Raw genomic sequence first — 14,742 nt, 5'->3', positions numbered from 1 at the left:
TATGCTGCATCTGATTTCAGTGGTGTTTGTGGTCGGCTCCTTCCTGCTGTTCGGGAGCCTGCGGCTTCTGAAAATGAGGGGAATGCCGGAAAAGGAGAGGGCTGCCTGCGCGCTCCCTGTGGTACAGGCTGCCTTCCGGCGGACGCTTAGGGCGGCAGGAGTGACGGTGGAGGCCGAGGGGCTGGAGAATATCCCGGAGAAGGAGGCGGTGCTCTTCGTGGGAAACCATCGCTCCTGCTTTGATGTGGTAATCGGCTATACCCTCGTGAAGGGACCGACCGGCTTCATCGCGAAGAAGGAGCTCGGGCGCTTCCGGCTGCTCCGTAGGTGGATGGAGGCACTCGGCTGCCGATTTCTGGATCGGGACAATGTGAAGCAAAACCTGAAGGTCATCCTCGCCGCTATTAAGGATGTGAAGGAGGGACGCTCGATCTGGATCTATCCGGAGGGAACGCGGAGCGAGGAGGATGAGCTTTTGATGCTTCCATTCAAGGACGGTTCGTTCAAGATTGCGGAGAAGAGCGGCTGCCGAATCGTGCCGGTCGCGATGCACGGGACACGGAATATATTAGAGGCGGACTTCCCGCGGATTCATCCGACCCATGTGCGGGTGAAGATCGGGGAGCCGGTGCAGCTTCTCGAGCTCTCCGAGGAGGAGCGGCAGCAGATCGGCGAGTATATGAGGGAGAAGCTCCGCGGCTACCTCCGGGAGCTTAGGGAAGAACAGGAATAAGAACAGAAACAAGGGCGCGCCGCTGTCAAAGGAGGCAGGGCATTCGGCGGGGAGAAGAGCAGAGAAGGAGAGTGCATGGGGCTCAGGGAGCTTAGGGAGGAACTGGACAGGCTGGATCAGGAGATTGTCAGGCTCTATACAGAGCGGCTTTCAGTCTGCGGGGCGGTAGCACGGGACAAGCTCCGAACCGGAAAAGCAGTGCTGGATCCGGAAAGGGAGCGGCAGAAGCTCTCGGCAGTCGAAGCATTGGCGGAGAGTGATTTTGAAAAAAAGGCGGTGCGGGAGCTCTACCGGCAGCTGATGACGGTATCCCGCAGGCTGCAGCTCGGGATACTGCAGGAGGCGGGACGAGGCACGGAGCTTCCGTTCCGAGAGCTTCCGGAGCTCCCTAAACGGCAGAAGACGGTAGCCTATCAGGGGATCGAGGGCGCATATGCATATCTTGCGGCGAGGGAAGCGTTCGGAGCGGATGCTGCCTTTCGTGCGGCGGAGAGCTGGCGGGAGGGCATGGAGCTCGTGCGAAGCGGGGAGGCGGATTACATGGTGCTTCCCATTGAGAATTCCTCGCATGGCGCGGTATATGATAATCTGGATCTGCTGCTGGAATATCCTGAGCTTGTGATACAGGAGGAGATCGACCTCCCGGTAGAGCATGCGCTTATCGCGGCGGAGGGGGCTGTGCTGTCCGGGATACGTCGGGTTTATTCGCATCCGCAGGCGCTCGGACAGTGCCGGAGCTTCTTCCGGGCACATTCGGAAATCACGGCGGTGCCGGCAGAGAATACGGCGCTTGCCGCGAAGCTGGTCGCGGAGTCGGGAGATCTGTCTGCCGCTGCGCTCGCCAGCGAGACCGCTGCCGCGCTCTATGGGCTCCGGATCCTGCAAAGAAGAGTGAATCAGGAGCGGAGCAATACGACGCGCTTCCTCGTGCTCGGTGCGGAGCACGTCTACCGGAGAGGGGCAGGGAAGGTCAGTATCTTCTTCGAGACGGGACACCATCCCGGCGCGCTCTACAATATCCTCGGCAATTTCCTCTTTAACGATGTGAATATGCGGATGATACAGTCGCGTCCGATTCCGGACAAGCCCTTCGAGTATCGCTTCTTCGCAGACATCGAGGGGAAGCTTTCAGAGGACAAGGTACGGAATGCGCTGAACGGCATCGCGCAGGAGACCGCGGCGTTCCGGATTTTGGGGTGCTATTAGGATGGAGGATAAAATGTCACAGATCAATATTTTGGTGGTGGATGACGAGAGGGAAATCGCGGAGCTGGTGGAGATCTATCTCGTGAGCGACGGTTACAGGGTTTTCAAGGCATACAATGCGGAGGACGGGCTTCGGATCCTCGGGGAGCAGGAGATCCATCTGGTGCTCCTCGACATCATGATGCCGGGAATGAGCGGGCTGGATATGTGCAGGAGGATTCGCGAGAGCTCCAACATTCCGGTCATCATGCTTTCCGCGAAGTCCACGGATCTGGACAAGATCGTCGGACTCACCGGAGGCGCTGACGACTATGTCACGAAGCCCTTTAACCCGCTGGAGCTGACGGCGCGTGTGAAGTCCCAGCTTCGCCGCTATACGCAGCTCAATCCGAACGCCTCGAACCAGTTCGGGGGCAACGAAATCCATATCCGGGAGATGAGTATCAATAAGGATAACCACAGGGTGCTGATCGACGGAGAGGACATCAAGCTGACGCCGATCGAGTTCGACATCCTCTTTCTCCTCGCCTCCCATCCCGGCAAGGTCTTCTCCACGGACGAAATTTTCGAGAAGGTCTGGAATGAGAAGGTCTATGAGGCGAACAATACCGTCATGGTACATATCCGGCGGCTCCGCGGCAAGATGAAGGAGGATCAGCGGGAGAACAAGATTATCACGACGGTGTGGGGAGTGGGCTATAAGATCGAGAAGTAACGAAACGCCGCGGCAGCGCGTGAAAAGGAACGGGCGATGAGGCAGGAAGAAAAGAAAAACACCATAACGCACCATTCCGGGCGCGGCTATATGCTGCAGCTCCTGTTCCATATCGGACTGTCTACGCTCGTATGCATGGTGCTGGAGGTCTTCTTCGTGACGAATATCACGGCGCTGACAGACTATCTCTACCAGACCGGAGACGAGTCCGGCATGGTACAGGGCTTCCGCTCCGGTTCCGTCATCAGCATCCTGCTCTATGTCCTGCTGGGGATCCTGCTGTTCTCTCTGACCTTTCTCCTCCTGCAGCGGAAGAACGCACGGGACATCGAGAGGATCGCGAGGGCGGTGGAGCAGATTTCGGCGGGAGACCTGGAGACAGAGCTCAGTCTGGAGGGGGAGGGCGAGCTGCAGCATATTGCCGAGTCGATCAGCCGTATGGAGAGAGATATTCTGGAGCTGCTCGGCAGAGAGCGGGGCGCGGAGCAGTCCAAGACCGAGCTGATCACCAATGTGGCGCATGACCTCCGGACACCGTTGACCTCCATTCTGGGGTATCTGGAGCTTCTGCGGAAAAAAAAAGGTCTGGATCCGGAGCAAAGAGAGCGTTACCTCGAGATTGCCTATACGAAAGCGAAGCGCCTGCAGAAGCTGATCGAGGAGCTCTTCGGCTTCACGAAGCTGTCCTACGGAAGACTTAACATGAATGTCCGGCAGCTGGATATCGTGCGGCTGCTCTCTCAGCTCGTCGAGGAGAGCTATCCCAGCTTCGAGAAGCAGGGCTTGAGCTATGAGTTCACGGCGAACTGCGCAAGCTGCATGATGGAGGGGGATCCTGATCTATTGGTTCGGCTGCTGGACAATCTGCTCAGCAATGCGATCAAGTACGGGGCGGAGGGAAAGCGCGTTATCGTGCGGCTCCGCGCAGAGAAGAAGCGGGTCACAATCAAAGTCGTGAACTACGGCTATGTCATCCCGGAGGAGGAGCTGCCTCTGATCTTCGACAAGTTCTACCGGGTGGAGCATTCCCGCGCAGAAGGCACGGGCGGAACCGGGCTGGGACTGGCGATCGTGAAGAATATCACGGAGATGCATCACGGGACGATCAGTGTTTCCTCGGATCTCTCCGGAACCTGCTTCACTGTGAAGCTGCCGCTTCGCTATGTGCCGGAGCCGGAGGGCTTCGGAGATACAGCAATGGAAGGAAAGGGGGGATCTCTGTGAAGCTGCATTCTTTTTTGGGGCTGTTCCTGCTGTTTCTCTGCATCGCCTGCTTCTCCGCCGGCTGCGGCAGGAGGGTTCCCTTCGCGGAGCGGGAGGAGGCAGAGCGCTATCTGGAGGCGGAGTATCCGGATCGCGCCATTACACTTTCAGAGAAGTATCGGGAAAGCTGGGGGCTGATTCAGGACAGGCGGTGGTGGAGCTTCACCATGGAGGGCTATCCGGAGGATACCTTTCATGTGTACAGTATGGTCGGCTGGGGTATGCTGCCCATCAAAATGTATCGCAGTATGGCGACAGATGTCGGGACTGTGGTGCGGGAAAGGCTCATCGGAGATTTCGAGAAGAATCAGCTGCCTGCCTTTGACAAAAAGACGCGCAGGCTGTGGAAGGGACTTCACGGGTATGAGGTCATACTGCGGATTGACAGCGTTGCAGAGCTGGAGACGGCGCTTCGGCTGATCGCCGCTTCGGAGGAGACTCTGGCAGAGGAAGAACGGAAGCTGGAGTTTTCAAGCTACTATACCATCTCAATGCAGATAGAGCGGAAGGCACCGGATCTGGGGGCGACGCTGCTCGGAACAGTGGATTGTATTGATTATGAGGAGCTGCCCTTCGGCAGAAGCCGCGTATCATTTTCCGCAGAGTATAGAACGGGGGATGATCCGGAGGAGACAGCGCAGCGCTTCCGGGACTCGGTACTCCTGTATTATATGATTACGGCGGACAGTGGAAACGGCATCGACGAGGCGGCGAAGCAGAGCTGGTGTGAGGTGCAGCGCAGGAAGCAGCAGGACATGGAAGAGGAGTATAGAGGCTGGCGTTATGTCTGGCTGGAACAGGGAAAGCAAACAGATCTTATGGCGATGGAGGTGATGACAGAGGACGGAGGAGACGAGCAGCTTCCCGGTATTTATCTGAGCTATCCGGAGGCCCGGGAGCTGTTTCTCCGGCAGGGACTCAGGGTGAAGGGAGGCGCAGACCGCTTCACTGTGACAGGGGTGACGGGGGATGTCTATCAGTTTGACAGCAGCTATTATCACAAAAGCAATGGAAGAGACTACAAAAAGAACGGAGAGGATCGCCTTTTTGCCAAAACGAACAACGGGCTGACGATCTGGGCGGTAGATGACGAGACCATAGAGGAGGTATCCGGCGTGCGGCTCCGGGAGCTGCTGCGTTAAGCGGCGGGAAGGAGCAGCGGAGCCGCCATACGGCAGGAGGAAAGGCGTATTATACGAGTATGAACAGAATGCGAGGGGGATTTTGGCGAAGAAAAGAGGGAAGAGGGGTAAGGCATGCTGCTGCGGTCATTTTTCCGCTGCTTCTTTTCTTTCTTCTTCTCTTTTCCTTTTCTGCCCATGCAGACAGCATTAAGCTGAATCTCACCTACGGCTATCAGAACACGGCGAAGGCAGGGCGCTTTCTGCCGCTCCGGATCGACATGGAAAATACAACGGAGGAGACCTTCGCAGGCTATGCCCACGTCTACCTCGCGGAATCCGGCAGCAGTATGTATGAATATCGTTATCCGGCGCTGGTCGAGGCGGAGTCGGCGACGAGTCTTGCGGTAAATATCGCGCTGGGAACCGGTGTGAATCAGCTTCTCGTGACGGCGGAGGGGAGGGATGGCACCGTCTACGGAAGCAGACGGATCGGATTGGATGTCGCCTCCTCCGATGCTGAGCTGATTATCGGGCTTCTGTCGGAGCGTGCGGATGCGCTCTCGTACTTTCAGGGCGTGAGCCTGTATGACGGACTGCTTCGCAGCAGGACGGTGCAGCTGGATCCGGAAAAGATGCCGCAGGATGAAACGGAGCTGGATCAGCTCGATCTGATCCTGATCTCGGATTTCGAGCTTTCGAGGCTGAAGGCGAATGAGGCGGCGGCGATCAATCGATGGGTTTCCGGCGGCGGCACGCTGCTGCTCGGGAGCGGGAGCCGGGGGAACAGCGCGCTCAGTCCCTACTATGACGAGCTGCTCCGGACAGAGCTCAGCCCCGGAGAGCGCAGCGTGGATATGGGGGTGGAGGCAGATGGGCAGGAGGTGTACCAGAGTCTGTATGCGGCACCGGTTTACCTCTTCGGCGGCAGAGAGCGGCTGCTGTCCGACGGCGCTCCGATGCTGTCTGTCGTATCCAGAGGCGCAGGGCTGATCGCGGTCAGCGCTTACGACTTCTGTGAGCTGCAGCGCTTCGGAACGGAGCAGCCGGCTTATGTAGATCTCCTGCTTCGGGAGATTCTCGGGGAGCGGCGCCTCGACCGGCTTTCGGTTTCCGCGACGGAGAAGAGCCTCAGGAACTACTGGGACATAGAGCTTCTCCTGAACCGTTCGGATCTCTCGAAGCTGCCGGGGGTGGGGCTCTATCTTCTGCTGCTTCTGAGCTATGTTCTGCTGATCGGGCCGGTGCTTCGCCTCCTTCTGCGAGGGCAGGGAGCGCTCCGCCTGTATCGTCCGGCGGTGCTTCTGCTTTCCTGTCTCTTCGCACTGCTCGTTTGGGTTATGGGGATCAATACGCGGCTCAGCGGCAGCTTCCTGACCTATGTCCGCTGGAAGGACTATTCCGCGGACTCTATCGACGAGACGGATATCCTGAATCTGCGCTCTCCCTATGGGGAGGAGTATGGAATGGATATCAAAACGGAGTACGGCGTTTATCCGATGCTGAAGGGAACGGACTATACCGGAGATCTCTCGGAGCTTCGTGCAGGGGGAGACATCGCCGATACCAGCATTTCCTACTTTCGGAATCACACCGCGCTTCGAATCCGGGGGGAAGCGCCGTTTACCGCGAAATACTTCGAGCTTCACAACAAGATTCCGAATACCGGGGAGCACTTTGAGGGGGAGGTGCGCTATTTTGACGGAGCGCTGTCCGGTACGGTGACGAACGGAACGGCGCAGACGCTCTATGACGCCGCGATTCTTCTGTATGGGAGACTGATCCGCCTCGGACGGCTGGAGCCGGGACAGACGGTGCCGCTTTCCGGGCTTTCGGTCGAGACAGTGCCGGTGCAGAACAGCGCATGGACGGCGAGCCGGATCGCGAACGGCAGCGGCAGGGCACTCCTTGGCTACTATCTCTCGTCGGAGCTGAACGGGTATTTCTCCCATGCGAAGCTGATCGGCTTCTTCCATGACGATCCGCTGGATTTTACAGAGAATACGCAGATAGAGCGCTATGGCGTCACCATGGCGCTTGCCTCCCTGCCCCTCACGGAGGAGAGAGACGGGGAGGCGGAGTATCCGGCGCTGAGTCTGGAGCCGGAGGCAGAGTCCGGGGATTATGAGGACAATACGATTTCGCCGCTCTTCCCGGCGGTTCTCTCCTATTCCTTCGGGCAGGGGGAGAAGCTTCTGAAGCTTCGCTTCGAGAGCCTGAGCCTGCCCTCTTCAGTGACGGAGGAGAGCTTTCGTCTGCTGCCATTTCAGGGAAGCATGAGCCTCTACAATTACCGGAGCGGCGGCTATGATAATGTGGATTACTGGACGGTGGCGCTGTCCGGGGAGGCACTCGCGCCCTATCTGAATGAGGAGAATGTGCTCCGCATCCGCTATACACCGAGAGATGAGGGACGCAGCGCTTTTACGCGTCTCTACCTCCCGATGCCGATCGTCACGGCGGAGGAGACGGAGATCAAGGAAAACGGGACGGTTCCTGTGATTAGGGTGCAGAACGGTGCAGCAGTCTCGGCGGATTCCGAAGAGGAGACGGAGGAGGCCGGGACGGCTGCCGCTTCGGAGGGAGAGACGGGATGATAGAGCTTCGTAAGCTTAGGAAGAGCTACGGAAGCCGGCAGGCGCTGGACGGGCTGAGCCTGACCGTACCGGACGGCGCAGCATATGGGCTGATCGGGCCGAACGGCGCGGGAAAAAGCACAGTTCTCCGTCTGCTTCTGGGGCTGGAAAGTGCGGACAGCGGAGAGCTCTGGCTGGATGGGATGCGGCCGGACTCGAATGTAAGGCGGCTGAAAAAGAGGATCGGCTATGCGGCGGACAGCTTCGGCTCCTATCCGGGGCTGGAGGTCGGGGAATATATGCGCTTTTTTGCCGCCTGCTACGAGCTCTCCGGCACAGCGGTGACGCGGCGGATACAGCTCCTGCTCGAGCAGGCGGGGCTTATGGGGAGAGAGGGGCAGCAGGTAGACAGCCTGTCCCGGGGGCAGCAGCAGAGGCTCTCCATCGCGAGAGCGCTGATTCATGACCCGAGGATATTGATTCTGGACGAACCGACAGAGGGAATAGAGCCTGGCAGCCGGCAGGCGCTGCTCCGGTTCCTGTCCGAGCTCTCCGGCGAGGGCAAGACGCTGCTCGTATCCGCGAGACAGCTCTCCGAGCTTTCGGGACTCTGCACGCATGTCGGGATACTGGATCACGGCAGGCTGCTGATAGAGGGAGAGGTCTCGGAGGTACTGCGAAGCGTCAATGCGTCAAGCCCGATCGTGCTTTCGATAGCGGGTGCGCTGCCGGAGACCATGCGGATACTCAGGAGGGATCGGAAAGTCCGTGCCCTCAGCATTCGAAACAGAGAGATCTGGATACACTATGACGGCACAGAGGAGGAGGAAGCGGGACTTCTGGCGGAGCTCGTGGCGGCGGGGATCCCGGTACGGGGCTTTCACCGGGAGAAGGGAGATCTGGAGGCGATTTTTCTCCGCCTGAATGGAAATCGAGGCGAAAGGACGGTGACGAGCTATGAGACAGAATCCGATTTTCCGGAGAGATGAGCTGCTGCTGAATCGCGGATATATGCTGACGGCGCTGCTCATCGTGGTGAACGCGGTCTTTTCCGTGCTGGTGCTGATCAATCTCTATGCCCTTTCCCTGCGCGCTATGGAGACGGGAGAGATTCGCTATCGCGCCTTTCTGGAGCTCTACTATGCCCTTGCCGCGGCGGAGCTTTTGCTGCTCCTGCTGCTGGGACCTGCGCTGACTGCGCCGGCGCTCACGGGGGAACGGGAGCGAAGGACGCTGCCGCTTCTCCTGACGACACTGCTTACGCCGGCAGATCTCGTGCTCGGGAAGTTTTTCAGCGCGCTGAGCGCGCTCGGTACGCTCGGCGCGAGCACCCTGCCGCTCCTCCTGACCGGCTTCGTCTACGGCGGGATCGGCAGCGGGGAGCTGTTTCTCTTCCTGCTGCTTTATCTGCTTACGGCGGTATTCTCCGCGGCGGCGGGCATGCTGTTTTCCGCCCTGTGCAGGAGCACGGCGGCAGCGATGCTCGGAAGCTACAGTCTGGTTTTCGTGACGGCGGGGCTTCTCGTGCCGCTCTATCTCTACCGCGGACTGCTTCCGCTTCCGGCGCCGCTCCTGCTGTTTCTCTCCGCCGCGGGGCTTCTGCTGCTTTCCGCTCTCTTCCTCTGGATCAGCCTCCGGAGGATTTCTCCGGGGAAGAGGCGGACGGGCTCCGCGTGAGGACGGCAAGAAGTGCTTGCAAAGGAAGGAGCGATGGCGTAGGATAATATTTCATATATGATGCGATGCGTCATGTGCAGGCTGAGGAGGGAGGACAGTATGAATTCCTGTATCATGATCGGGGTTGCGGGCGGCTCCGGCTCCGGCAAGTCGACCTTTACCAACCGGCTGAAGGATGCCTTTGGGGATCGGGTCACGGTTATTTATCATGACAATTACTATAAGTCCAATGACGGCGTTCCCTTCGAGATCCGGCAGAGGGAGAACTACGATCATCCGAGCGCCTTCGAAACAGATCTGCTGATCCGCCATCTGAAGGCGCTTCGCAGAGGGGAGAAGGTGCAGTGTCCGGTTTACAATTATTCCGAGCACAACCGCACGAGGGAGACAATAGAGCTCGCGCCCTCGAGGATCATCATTGTCGAGGGGATTCTGGTGCTGGAGAATCCGGAGCTTCGTTCCCTCTTCGACATCAAGGTCTATGTGGAGGCGGATGCCGACGAGCGGATCATTCGCAGGATCATTCGGGACGTAACGGAGAGGGGACGTCATGTCGAGGATATTTCGGAGCAGTATCTGACGACGGTGAAGCCGATGCACTACCTCTATGTAGAGCCGACCCGGGCGACAGCGGATATCGTCATTAACAGCGGGATGAATGATGTTGCCTTCGATTTGATGCGAACCAAGATCGAGAGTCTGCTTCGTCCGGAATGAGCGGACAGAGAGGGGGAGAATATGAACTACCAGTCGACAAGAGGCGGGGAAACGGGGGTCAGCCCGAGCCTCGCGATCCTGAAGGGACTTGCCGCGGACGGCGGGCTTTTCGTGCCGGAGGAGCTGCCGCGCCTTGACGGTAGGCCGGAGGATTTCAGGGAACTCTCCTATCAGGAGACTGCATACCGCGTGATGAAGCAGTTTTTCACGGACTTCACGGAGGAGGAGCTGCGCTGCTGCGTTGCTGCTGCCTATGACGGAAAGTTCGACACTGCGTCGATTGCGCCGCTCGAGAAGCGGGACGGCTGCTATTTTCTCGAGCTTTTTCACGGGAGAACCATCGCCTTCAAGGACATGGCGCTTTCGATTCTGCCGCATCTGATGGTTACCAGTGCGCGGAAGAACGGCGTGGAGGATCGCATCGTGATCCTGACGGCGACCTCCGGGGATACCGGCAAGGCGGCGATGGCAGGCTTTCAGGATGTGCCGGGGACGGAGATCATCGTCTTCTATCCGAAGGATGGCGTTTCCCGCTTTCAGGAACTGCAGATGCGGACGCAGAATGGCGGGAATACCCATGTTTCCGCCATTCTGGGGAACTTCGATGACGCGCAGACCGGTGTCAAGCAGATCTTCGGGGACAAGGCGTTCCGGGAGAGACTGAAGAGGCGCGGGCTGATCCTCTCCTCTGCGAATTCCATCAATATCGGACGTCTCATCCCGCAGGTGGCATACTATGTCTATGCGTACGCACAGCTGCTCTCCTCCGGAGAGCTCGAGAACGGGGAGGAAATCAATGTCTGCGTGCCGACCGGTAATTTCGGCAATATTCTCGCTGCGAAGCTGGCAAAGGAGATGGGGATCCCGATCGCGAAGCTGCTCTGCGCTTCCAATGAGAACCGGGTGCTTACCGACTTTTTCCGGGACGGGATCTATGACAGGAACCGCCCCTTCCTGCTGACGAGCTCTCCGTCCATGGATATCCTGCTCTCCTCCAACCTCGAACGGCTGCTCTATCTCTCCGCGGGACGGAATTCGGAGAAAACCGCAGCGCTGATGCGGGAGCTCGGCGCAGAGGGAAGGTATCGGGTTGACGACAGGATGCGGGACTTCATGGGAGATTTCTACGGCGGCTGCGCCGCGGAGCCGGAGGTATTCGCCTGCATCCGCGCACTGTATGAGAAGAGCGGCTATGTCATCGACCCGCATACAGCGGTGGCAAAGGCGGTTTATGACCGTTACCGGAGCGAGACGGGAGACCGGAGAAAGACGGTGATCGCCGCTACCGCGAGCCCCTTCAAGTTTGCGCCGGCAGTAATGCAGGCATTGTCGGAGGACTGCGGAGATGGGGATATTTTCCGTCTGATCGACCGGCTCTCAGAGATATCGGGCGTTGTGGAGCCCGAGGCGGTGCGGGAGGTCAGGAACGCACCGCTCCGTCACGATACGGTATCTGCGGTTGCGGAGATGGAAAAAACAGTGGAGGGCTTCCTCCGTTAAGAGAAGCGGTCTTCGGATCGCAGAAAGGGCTGCCCTGTTCTTTTTTTTAAGAAAAGGGTAGTTTTTTTCAACAGGCCATGTTAATATCTTAACGAGCTTCGGATTGTAGACGGGGAAGCCCTTTCGTTGTATGATAGGGGCAGTCAGCGGCACGAGCGCTGTGCGCAGCGAGACGAAGTATAAGACAAATACAGTGTGGAATACCGGAAATTCCGGCGTGAGGATGGATAGGCTGAATGGGAGGTAATTGCGATGTTAGTAAATGCGAAGGAAATGCTGGATAAGGCGCTTGCCGGACACTATGCGGTTCCGCAGTTCAATATCAATGATCTGGAGTGGACGAAGTCCGTGCTGCTCGCCTGTGAGGAGATGAAGTCTCCGGTGATCCTCGGGGTTTCCGAGGGTGCCGGCAAGTATATGACCGGCTTCAAGACGGTGGCGGCTATGGTCAGGGAGATGGACAAGAGTCTCGGCATCACGGTACCGGTAGCGCTGCATCTGGATCATGGAACCTATGAGGGGAGCTATAAGTGCATCGAGGCAGGCTTCACCTCTATCATGTTCGATGGCTCACACTATGAGATCGACGAGAATGTAGCGAAGACGACCGAGCTGGTAGCCGCCGCGCATAAGGCAGGGCTTTCCATCGAGGCGGAGGTCGGCTCCATCGGCGGAGAGGAAGACGGCGTGATAGGCATGGGCGAGTGCGCAGATCCGGAGGAATGCAAGCGGATCGCAGATCTGGGCGTGGACTTCCTCGCAGCAGGCATCGGCAACATTCACGGTATCTATCCGGAGAACTGGCAGGGGCTCTCCTTCGATACGCTTGCGGCGATCAAGGAGAAGATCGGCGCAGCGCTTCCCCTGGTGCTGCACGGCGGTTCCGGCATTCCGGAGGATCAGATCAGGAAGGCGATTTCTCTCGGCGTTTCCAAGATCAATGTGAATACGGAGCTGCAGCTCGTATTTGCGAGGGCGACCAGAGAGTACATCGAGGCAGGCAACGACAGGAAGGGCAAGGGCTATGATCCGCGGAAGCTGCTGAAGCCGGGGGCAGATGCCATCATCGAGGAGTGTAAGAATAAGATCCGTCTCTTCGGCTCTGACAACAAGGCATAAAGATAAAGGAAATGCGCCGCTGCGGATGCAGCGGCGTCTTTTACTGTATAAGTCCCTGTCAAGCGAACAAACACGAAGCGATGTGTAAATATCGCGGATTCACTGAGATCTGCAAGACCGAAGGGAAGCGTAATACGGAGCAGCGAGCAGAACGGAGAGGATTGGTGGAGCCGAAGCTTTCGGCATGGAAGCTTTCTTAGGAGGCGGCGTGAACGATAGGGGCATAACAGAGGGAGGAGAAATGAACGGAGAGCTGCGTCTGTCTCTCACTGCGTCAGAGGAGAGGGCGGTATCGGAGCTGATTCGGCTCTGCAATGAGGCGGACAATACGAGTTACGATACCGCGGCAGAATGGGACTTCTGCTATCTTTATGAAAATCCGGGAGAGGCGGAGAGCGGTGTTCGGGAGCCCCTGCTCTCGGTACTCTTCGGCTATCGGATCGGAGAGCGGGAGCAGGGACGGGAGGTGCTGGAGCTATCTGCCTTCACGCACCCCCGGCTGCGGAGGCAGGGGCTCCTTCGGGGAAGCCTGAATGCGCTTCAGGACGATTTTCGGGACTTCAGCTGGCATTTCGTGCTGAAGCCTCTGCGGACGGCGGAGGGCGTTCGGGAGGGAAGACTGCCGGAAAGTGCGGAGAAAACCGTCCGGGCGCTCAGCTTCCGCAGACTTCACGATGAGCTTTTCCTGAGAAAGACACTTACGCGCGGGATCGCGAATCCCGGAGACAGTCTCTCGAATCGTTATGGGGAGCTGCATTTCACACCCTATCATACTGATACGCTCTATCTCTATGGTCTGCTCGTCTATGACCGCTATCTCGGACAGGGACATGGAAGGGCGCTGATGGAGGCGGCGGAGCATTTCGAGTCGGGACCGTACCGGCAGATCCTTCTGCAGGTCAGCTCCCGGAACGAGATCGCCTGCGGGCTCTATGCCAGTCTGGGCTATGAGGTCGTCGACAGGAGCATGGTTTATGCGTTCTCTTGTAAAGAGCGCAGCTGATATGCTATGATTACAGCGGCTTAGCTGTGCGCAGGATGCGTACGGAATGCGCGCGGAACGAAGTGAGCCTTTGGAGGAGAGGAGATCGGATGGAAAGAGTATTTAAAACGATGCGCACGGCAGGCGCGGGTTCTATCGTGCTCGGTGTGGTCGTGCTGCTTACGGGGCTTACGGTCGGTGTGCTGTCCATCGTGAACGGTGCGCTGCTGCTGCGGAGAAAGAACGAACTGACCTTCTGAGTATGGAGAGGCGGTTCCGGAGAAGAGGACGGAAGAAGAGAATGACACGGAACCGCTGGATCGGTGTCATTTTGTTTGTGTGCTATCTTGCTGCGCTGCTCTATCTGATGTTCTTCTCGGATATGGAGCAGCGGGGTATCCTCGTGAAGGCGGATTATACCTATAATCTGCTTCCCTTCCGGGAGATTCGGAGATACCTTTTTTACGGGAGGCAGATCGGGATGGGAGGCGTGCTTCTGAATCTCTGGGGCAATATCATCGGCTTTCTGCCGCTGGGATTTTTTCTGCCTGTCTTTTCACGACGCTGCCGGGAATACTGGTACGATACCCTGCTTGCCGCCTATCTCCTGTCCTATGGGATAGAGATGACGCAGCTCCTGCTCCGCGCGGGGAGCTGTGATGTGGACGATATTATCCTGAATACACTGGGAGGCGGTCTGGGCTATCTGCTGTTTTGCCTGGTGCAGCGCGTTCGGAGCAGACGCTATCGGAGGCGCAGGAGGAGCTGAATGGCGAAGAGGAGATTCAATTATATCAGGAGGAAGCCGGCGAGCGGTACGAGACGGGCTGTCTTTTCGGGATTCGGCTCTCTTATACTGCTGCTGCTCTGTCTGCTTCTGTCTGTGCGGGAGAAGGGGCAGGGGCCGCTGCTGCTCGGCGCACTGGGACTCAGCTCCCTGCTCGCGGCAGTATTCTCCCTTTTCTGTGCATTTTACGGACTGCAGGAGAGGGATAGGAACCGAACCGGCGTCCGAATCGCGGGCGCGTGCAGCACGCTCATTGCCCTGCTCTGGGCGGTGCTGATCTTCGTCGGACTTCGGCTGAGCCGGTGAAGCGCCAATGGCAGGAGATCCGGAAGCAGTCGGGCTTCTC

General features: G+C 58.2%; 15 protein-coding genes. All 15 read left to right on the top strand.

Features of this window, described 5'->3' with window-relative positions:
- The first annotated feature begins 1 nt into the window (after position 1).
- Positions 2-733 carry a lysophospholipid acyltransferase family protein gene (locus tag HW273_RS10670; RefSeq protein WP_179012212.1) on the top strand — a complete coding sequence of 244 codons (732 nt, stop codon included), beginning with the start codon at positions 2-4 and terminating at the stop codon, positions 731-733.
- 75 nt (positions 734-808) lie between these two features.
- Positions 809-1,939: a bifunctional chorismate mutase/prephenate dehydratase gene (locus tag HW273_RS10665; RefSeq protein ID WP_179012210.1), complete on the top strand. Its 1,131-nt coding sequence runs from the start codon at positions 809-811 to the stop codon at positions 1,937-1,939.
- Between the two features lie 13 nt (positions 1,940-1,952).
- Positions 1,953-2,654 carry a response regulator transcription factor gene (locus HW273_RS10660; protein ID WP_179012208.1) on the top strand — a complete coding sequence of 234 codons (702 nt, stop codon included), beginning with the start codon at positions 1,953-1,955 and terminating at the stop codon, positions 2,652-2,654.
- 36 nt (positions 2,655-2,690) lie between these two features.
- Positions 2,691-3,878, top strand: a complete 1,188-nt coding sequence (locus HW273_RS10655) for a sensor histidine kinase (RefSeq protein WP_243206794.1) — start codon at positions 2,691-2,693, stop codon at positions 3,876-3,878.
- Positions 3,875-5,059, top strand: a complete 1,185-nt coding sequence (locus HW273_RS10650; protein WP_179012207.1) for a hypothetical protein — start codon at positions 3,875-3,877, stop codon at positions 5,057-5,059. The genes HW273_RS10655 and HW273_RS10650 overlap by 4 nt, the downstream gene beginning before the upstream one ends.
- A gap of 59 nt (positions 5,060-5,118) precedes the next feature.
- A complete protein-coding gene (locus HW273_RS10645; protein ID WP_179012205.1) occupies positions 5,119-7,635 on the top strand; it encodes a hypothetical protein in 2,517 nt (838 codons plus the stop codon).
- Positions 7,632-8,603 (top strand): ABC transporter ATP-binding protein, encoded by a 972-nt coding sequence (locus HW273_RS10640; RefSeq protein ID WP_179012204.1) that lies wholly within the window; start codon positions 7,632-7,634, stop codon positions 8,601-8,603. The genes HW273_RS10645 and HW273_RS10640 overlap by 4 nt, the downstream gene beginning before the upstream one ends.
- Positions 8,572-9,291 carry an ABC transporter permease subunit gene (locus HW273_RS10635; RefSeq protein WP_179012202.1) on the top strand — a complete coding sequence of 240 codons (720 nt, stop codon included), beginning with the start codon at positions 8,572-8,574 and terminating at the stop codon, positions 9,289-9,291. Before HW273_RS10640 ends, HW273_RS10635 begins: the two co-directional genes overlap by 32 nt.
- 99 nt (positions 9,292-9,390) lie before the next feature.
- Positions 9,391-10,008, top strand: coding sequence for a uridine kinase (udk, locus tag HW273_RS10630; protein WP_179012200.1), 618 nt, complete (start codon positions 9,391-9,393; stop codon positions 10,006-10,008).
- 21 nt (positions 10,009-10,029) lie between these two features.
- Positions 10,030-11,508, top strand: a complete 1,479-nt coding sequence (gene thrC / locus HW273_RS10625; protein ID WP_179012198.1) for a threonine synthase — start codon at positions 10,030-10,032, stop codon at positions 11,506-11,508.
- Positions 11,509-11,760: 252 nt separating this feature from the next.
- Complete coding sequence (fba, locus tag HW273_RS10620; protein ID WP_179012197.1) at positions 11,761-12,627, top strand: class II fructose-1,6-bisphosphate aldolase; 867 nt, start codon at positions 11,761-11,763, stop codon at positions 12,625-12,627.
- Between the two features lie 241 nt (positions 12,628-12,868).
- Positions 12,869-13,630: a GNAT family N-acetyltransferase gene (locus HW273_RS10615; RefSeq protein ID WP_179012195.1), complete on the top strand. Its 762-nt coding sequence runs from the start codon at positions 12,869-12,871 to the stop codon at positions 13,628-13,630.
- 89 nt (positions 13,631-13,719) lie between these two features.
- Positions 13,720-13,869: a hypothetical protein gene (locus HW273_RS10610; RefSeq protein WP_179012193.1), complete on the top strand. Its 150-nt coding sequence runs from the start codon at positions 13,720-13,722 to the stop codon at positions 13,867-13,869.
- A gap of 41 nt (positions 13,870-13,910) precedes the next feature.
- Positions 13,911-14,378 carry a VanZ family protein gene (locus HW273_RS10605; RefSeq protein ID WP_243206793.1) on the top strand — a complete coding sequence of 156 codons (468 nt, stop codon included), beginning with the start codon at positions 13,911-13,913 and terminating at the stop codon, positions 14,376-14,378.
- Complete coding sequence (locus HW273_RS10600; protein ID WP_179012189.1) at positions 14,379-14,702, top strand: hypothetical protein; 324 nt, start codon at positions 14,379-14,381, stop codon at positions 14,700-14,702.
- The last annotated feature ends 40 nt before the right edge of the window (positions 14,703-14,742 follow it).

Source organism: Oribacterium sp. oral taxon 102 (assembly GCF_013394775.1).
Taxonomy (GTDB): domain Bacteria; phylum Bacillota; class Clostridia; order Lachnospirales; family Lachnospiraceae; genus Oribacterium.
Note: the sequence above shows the minus strand (reverse complement) of the source record. Positions and strands in the feature narration are given on the sequence as shown.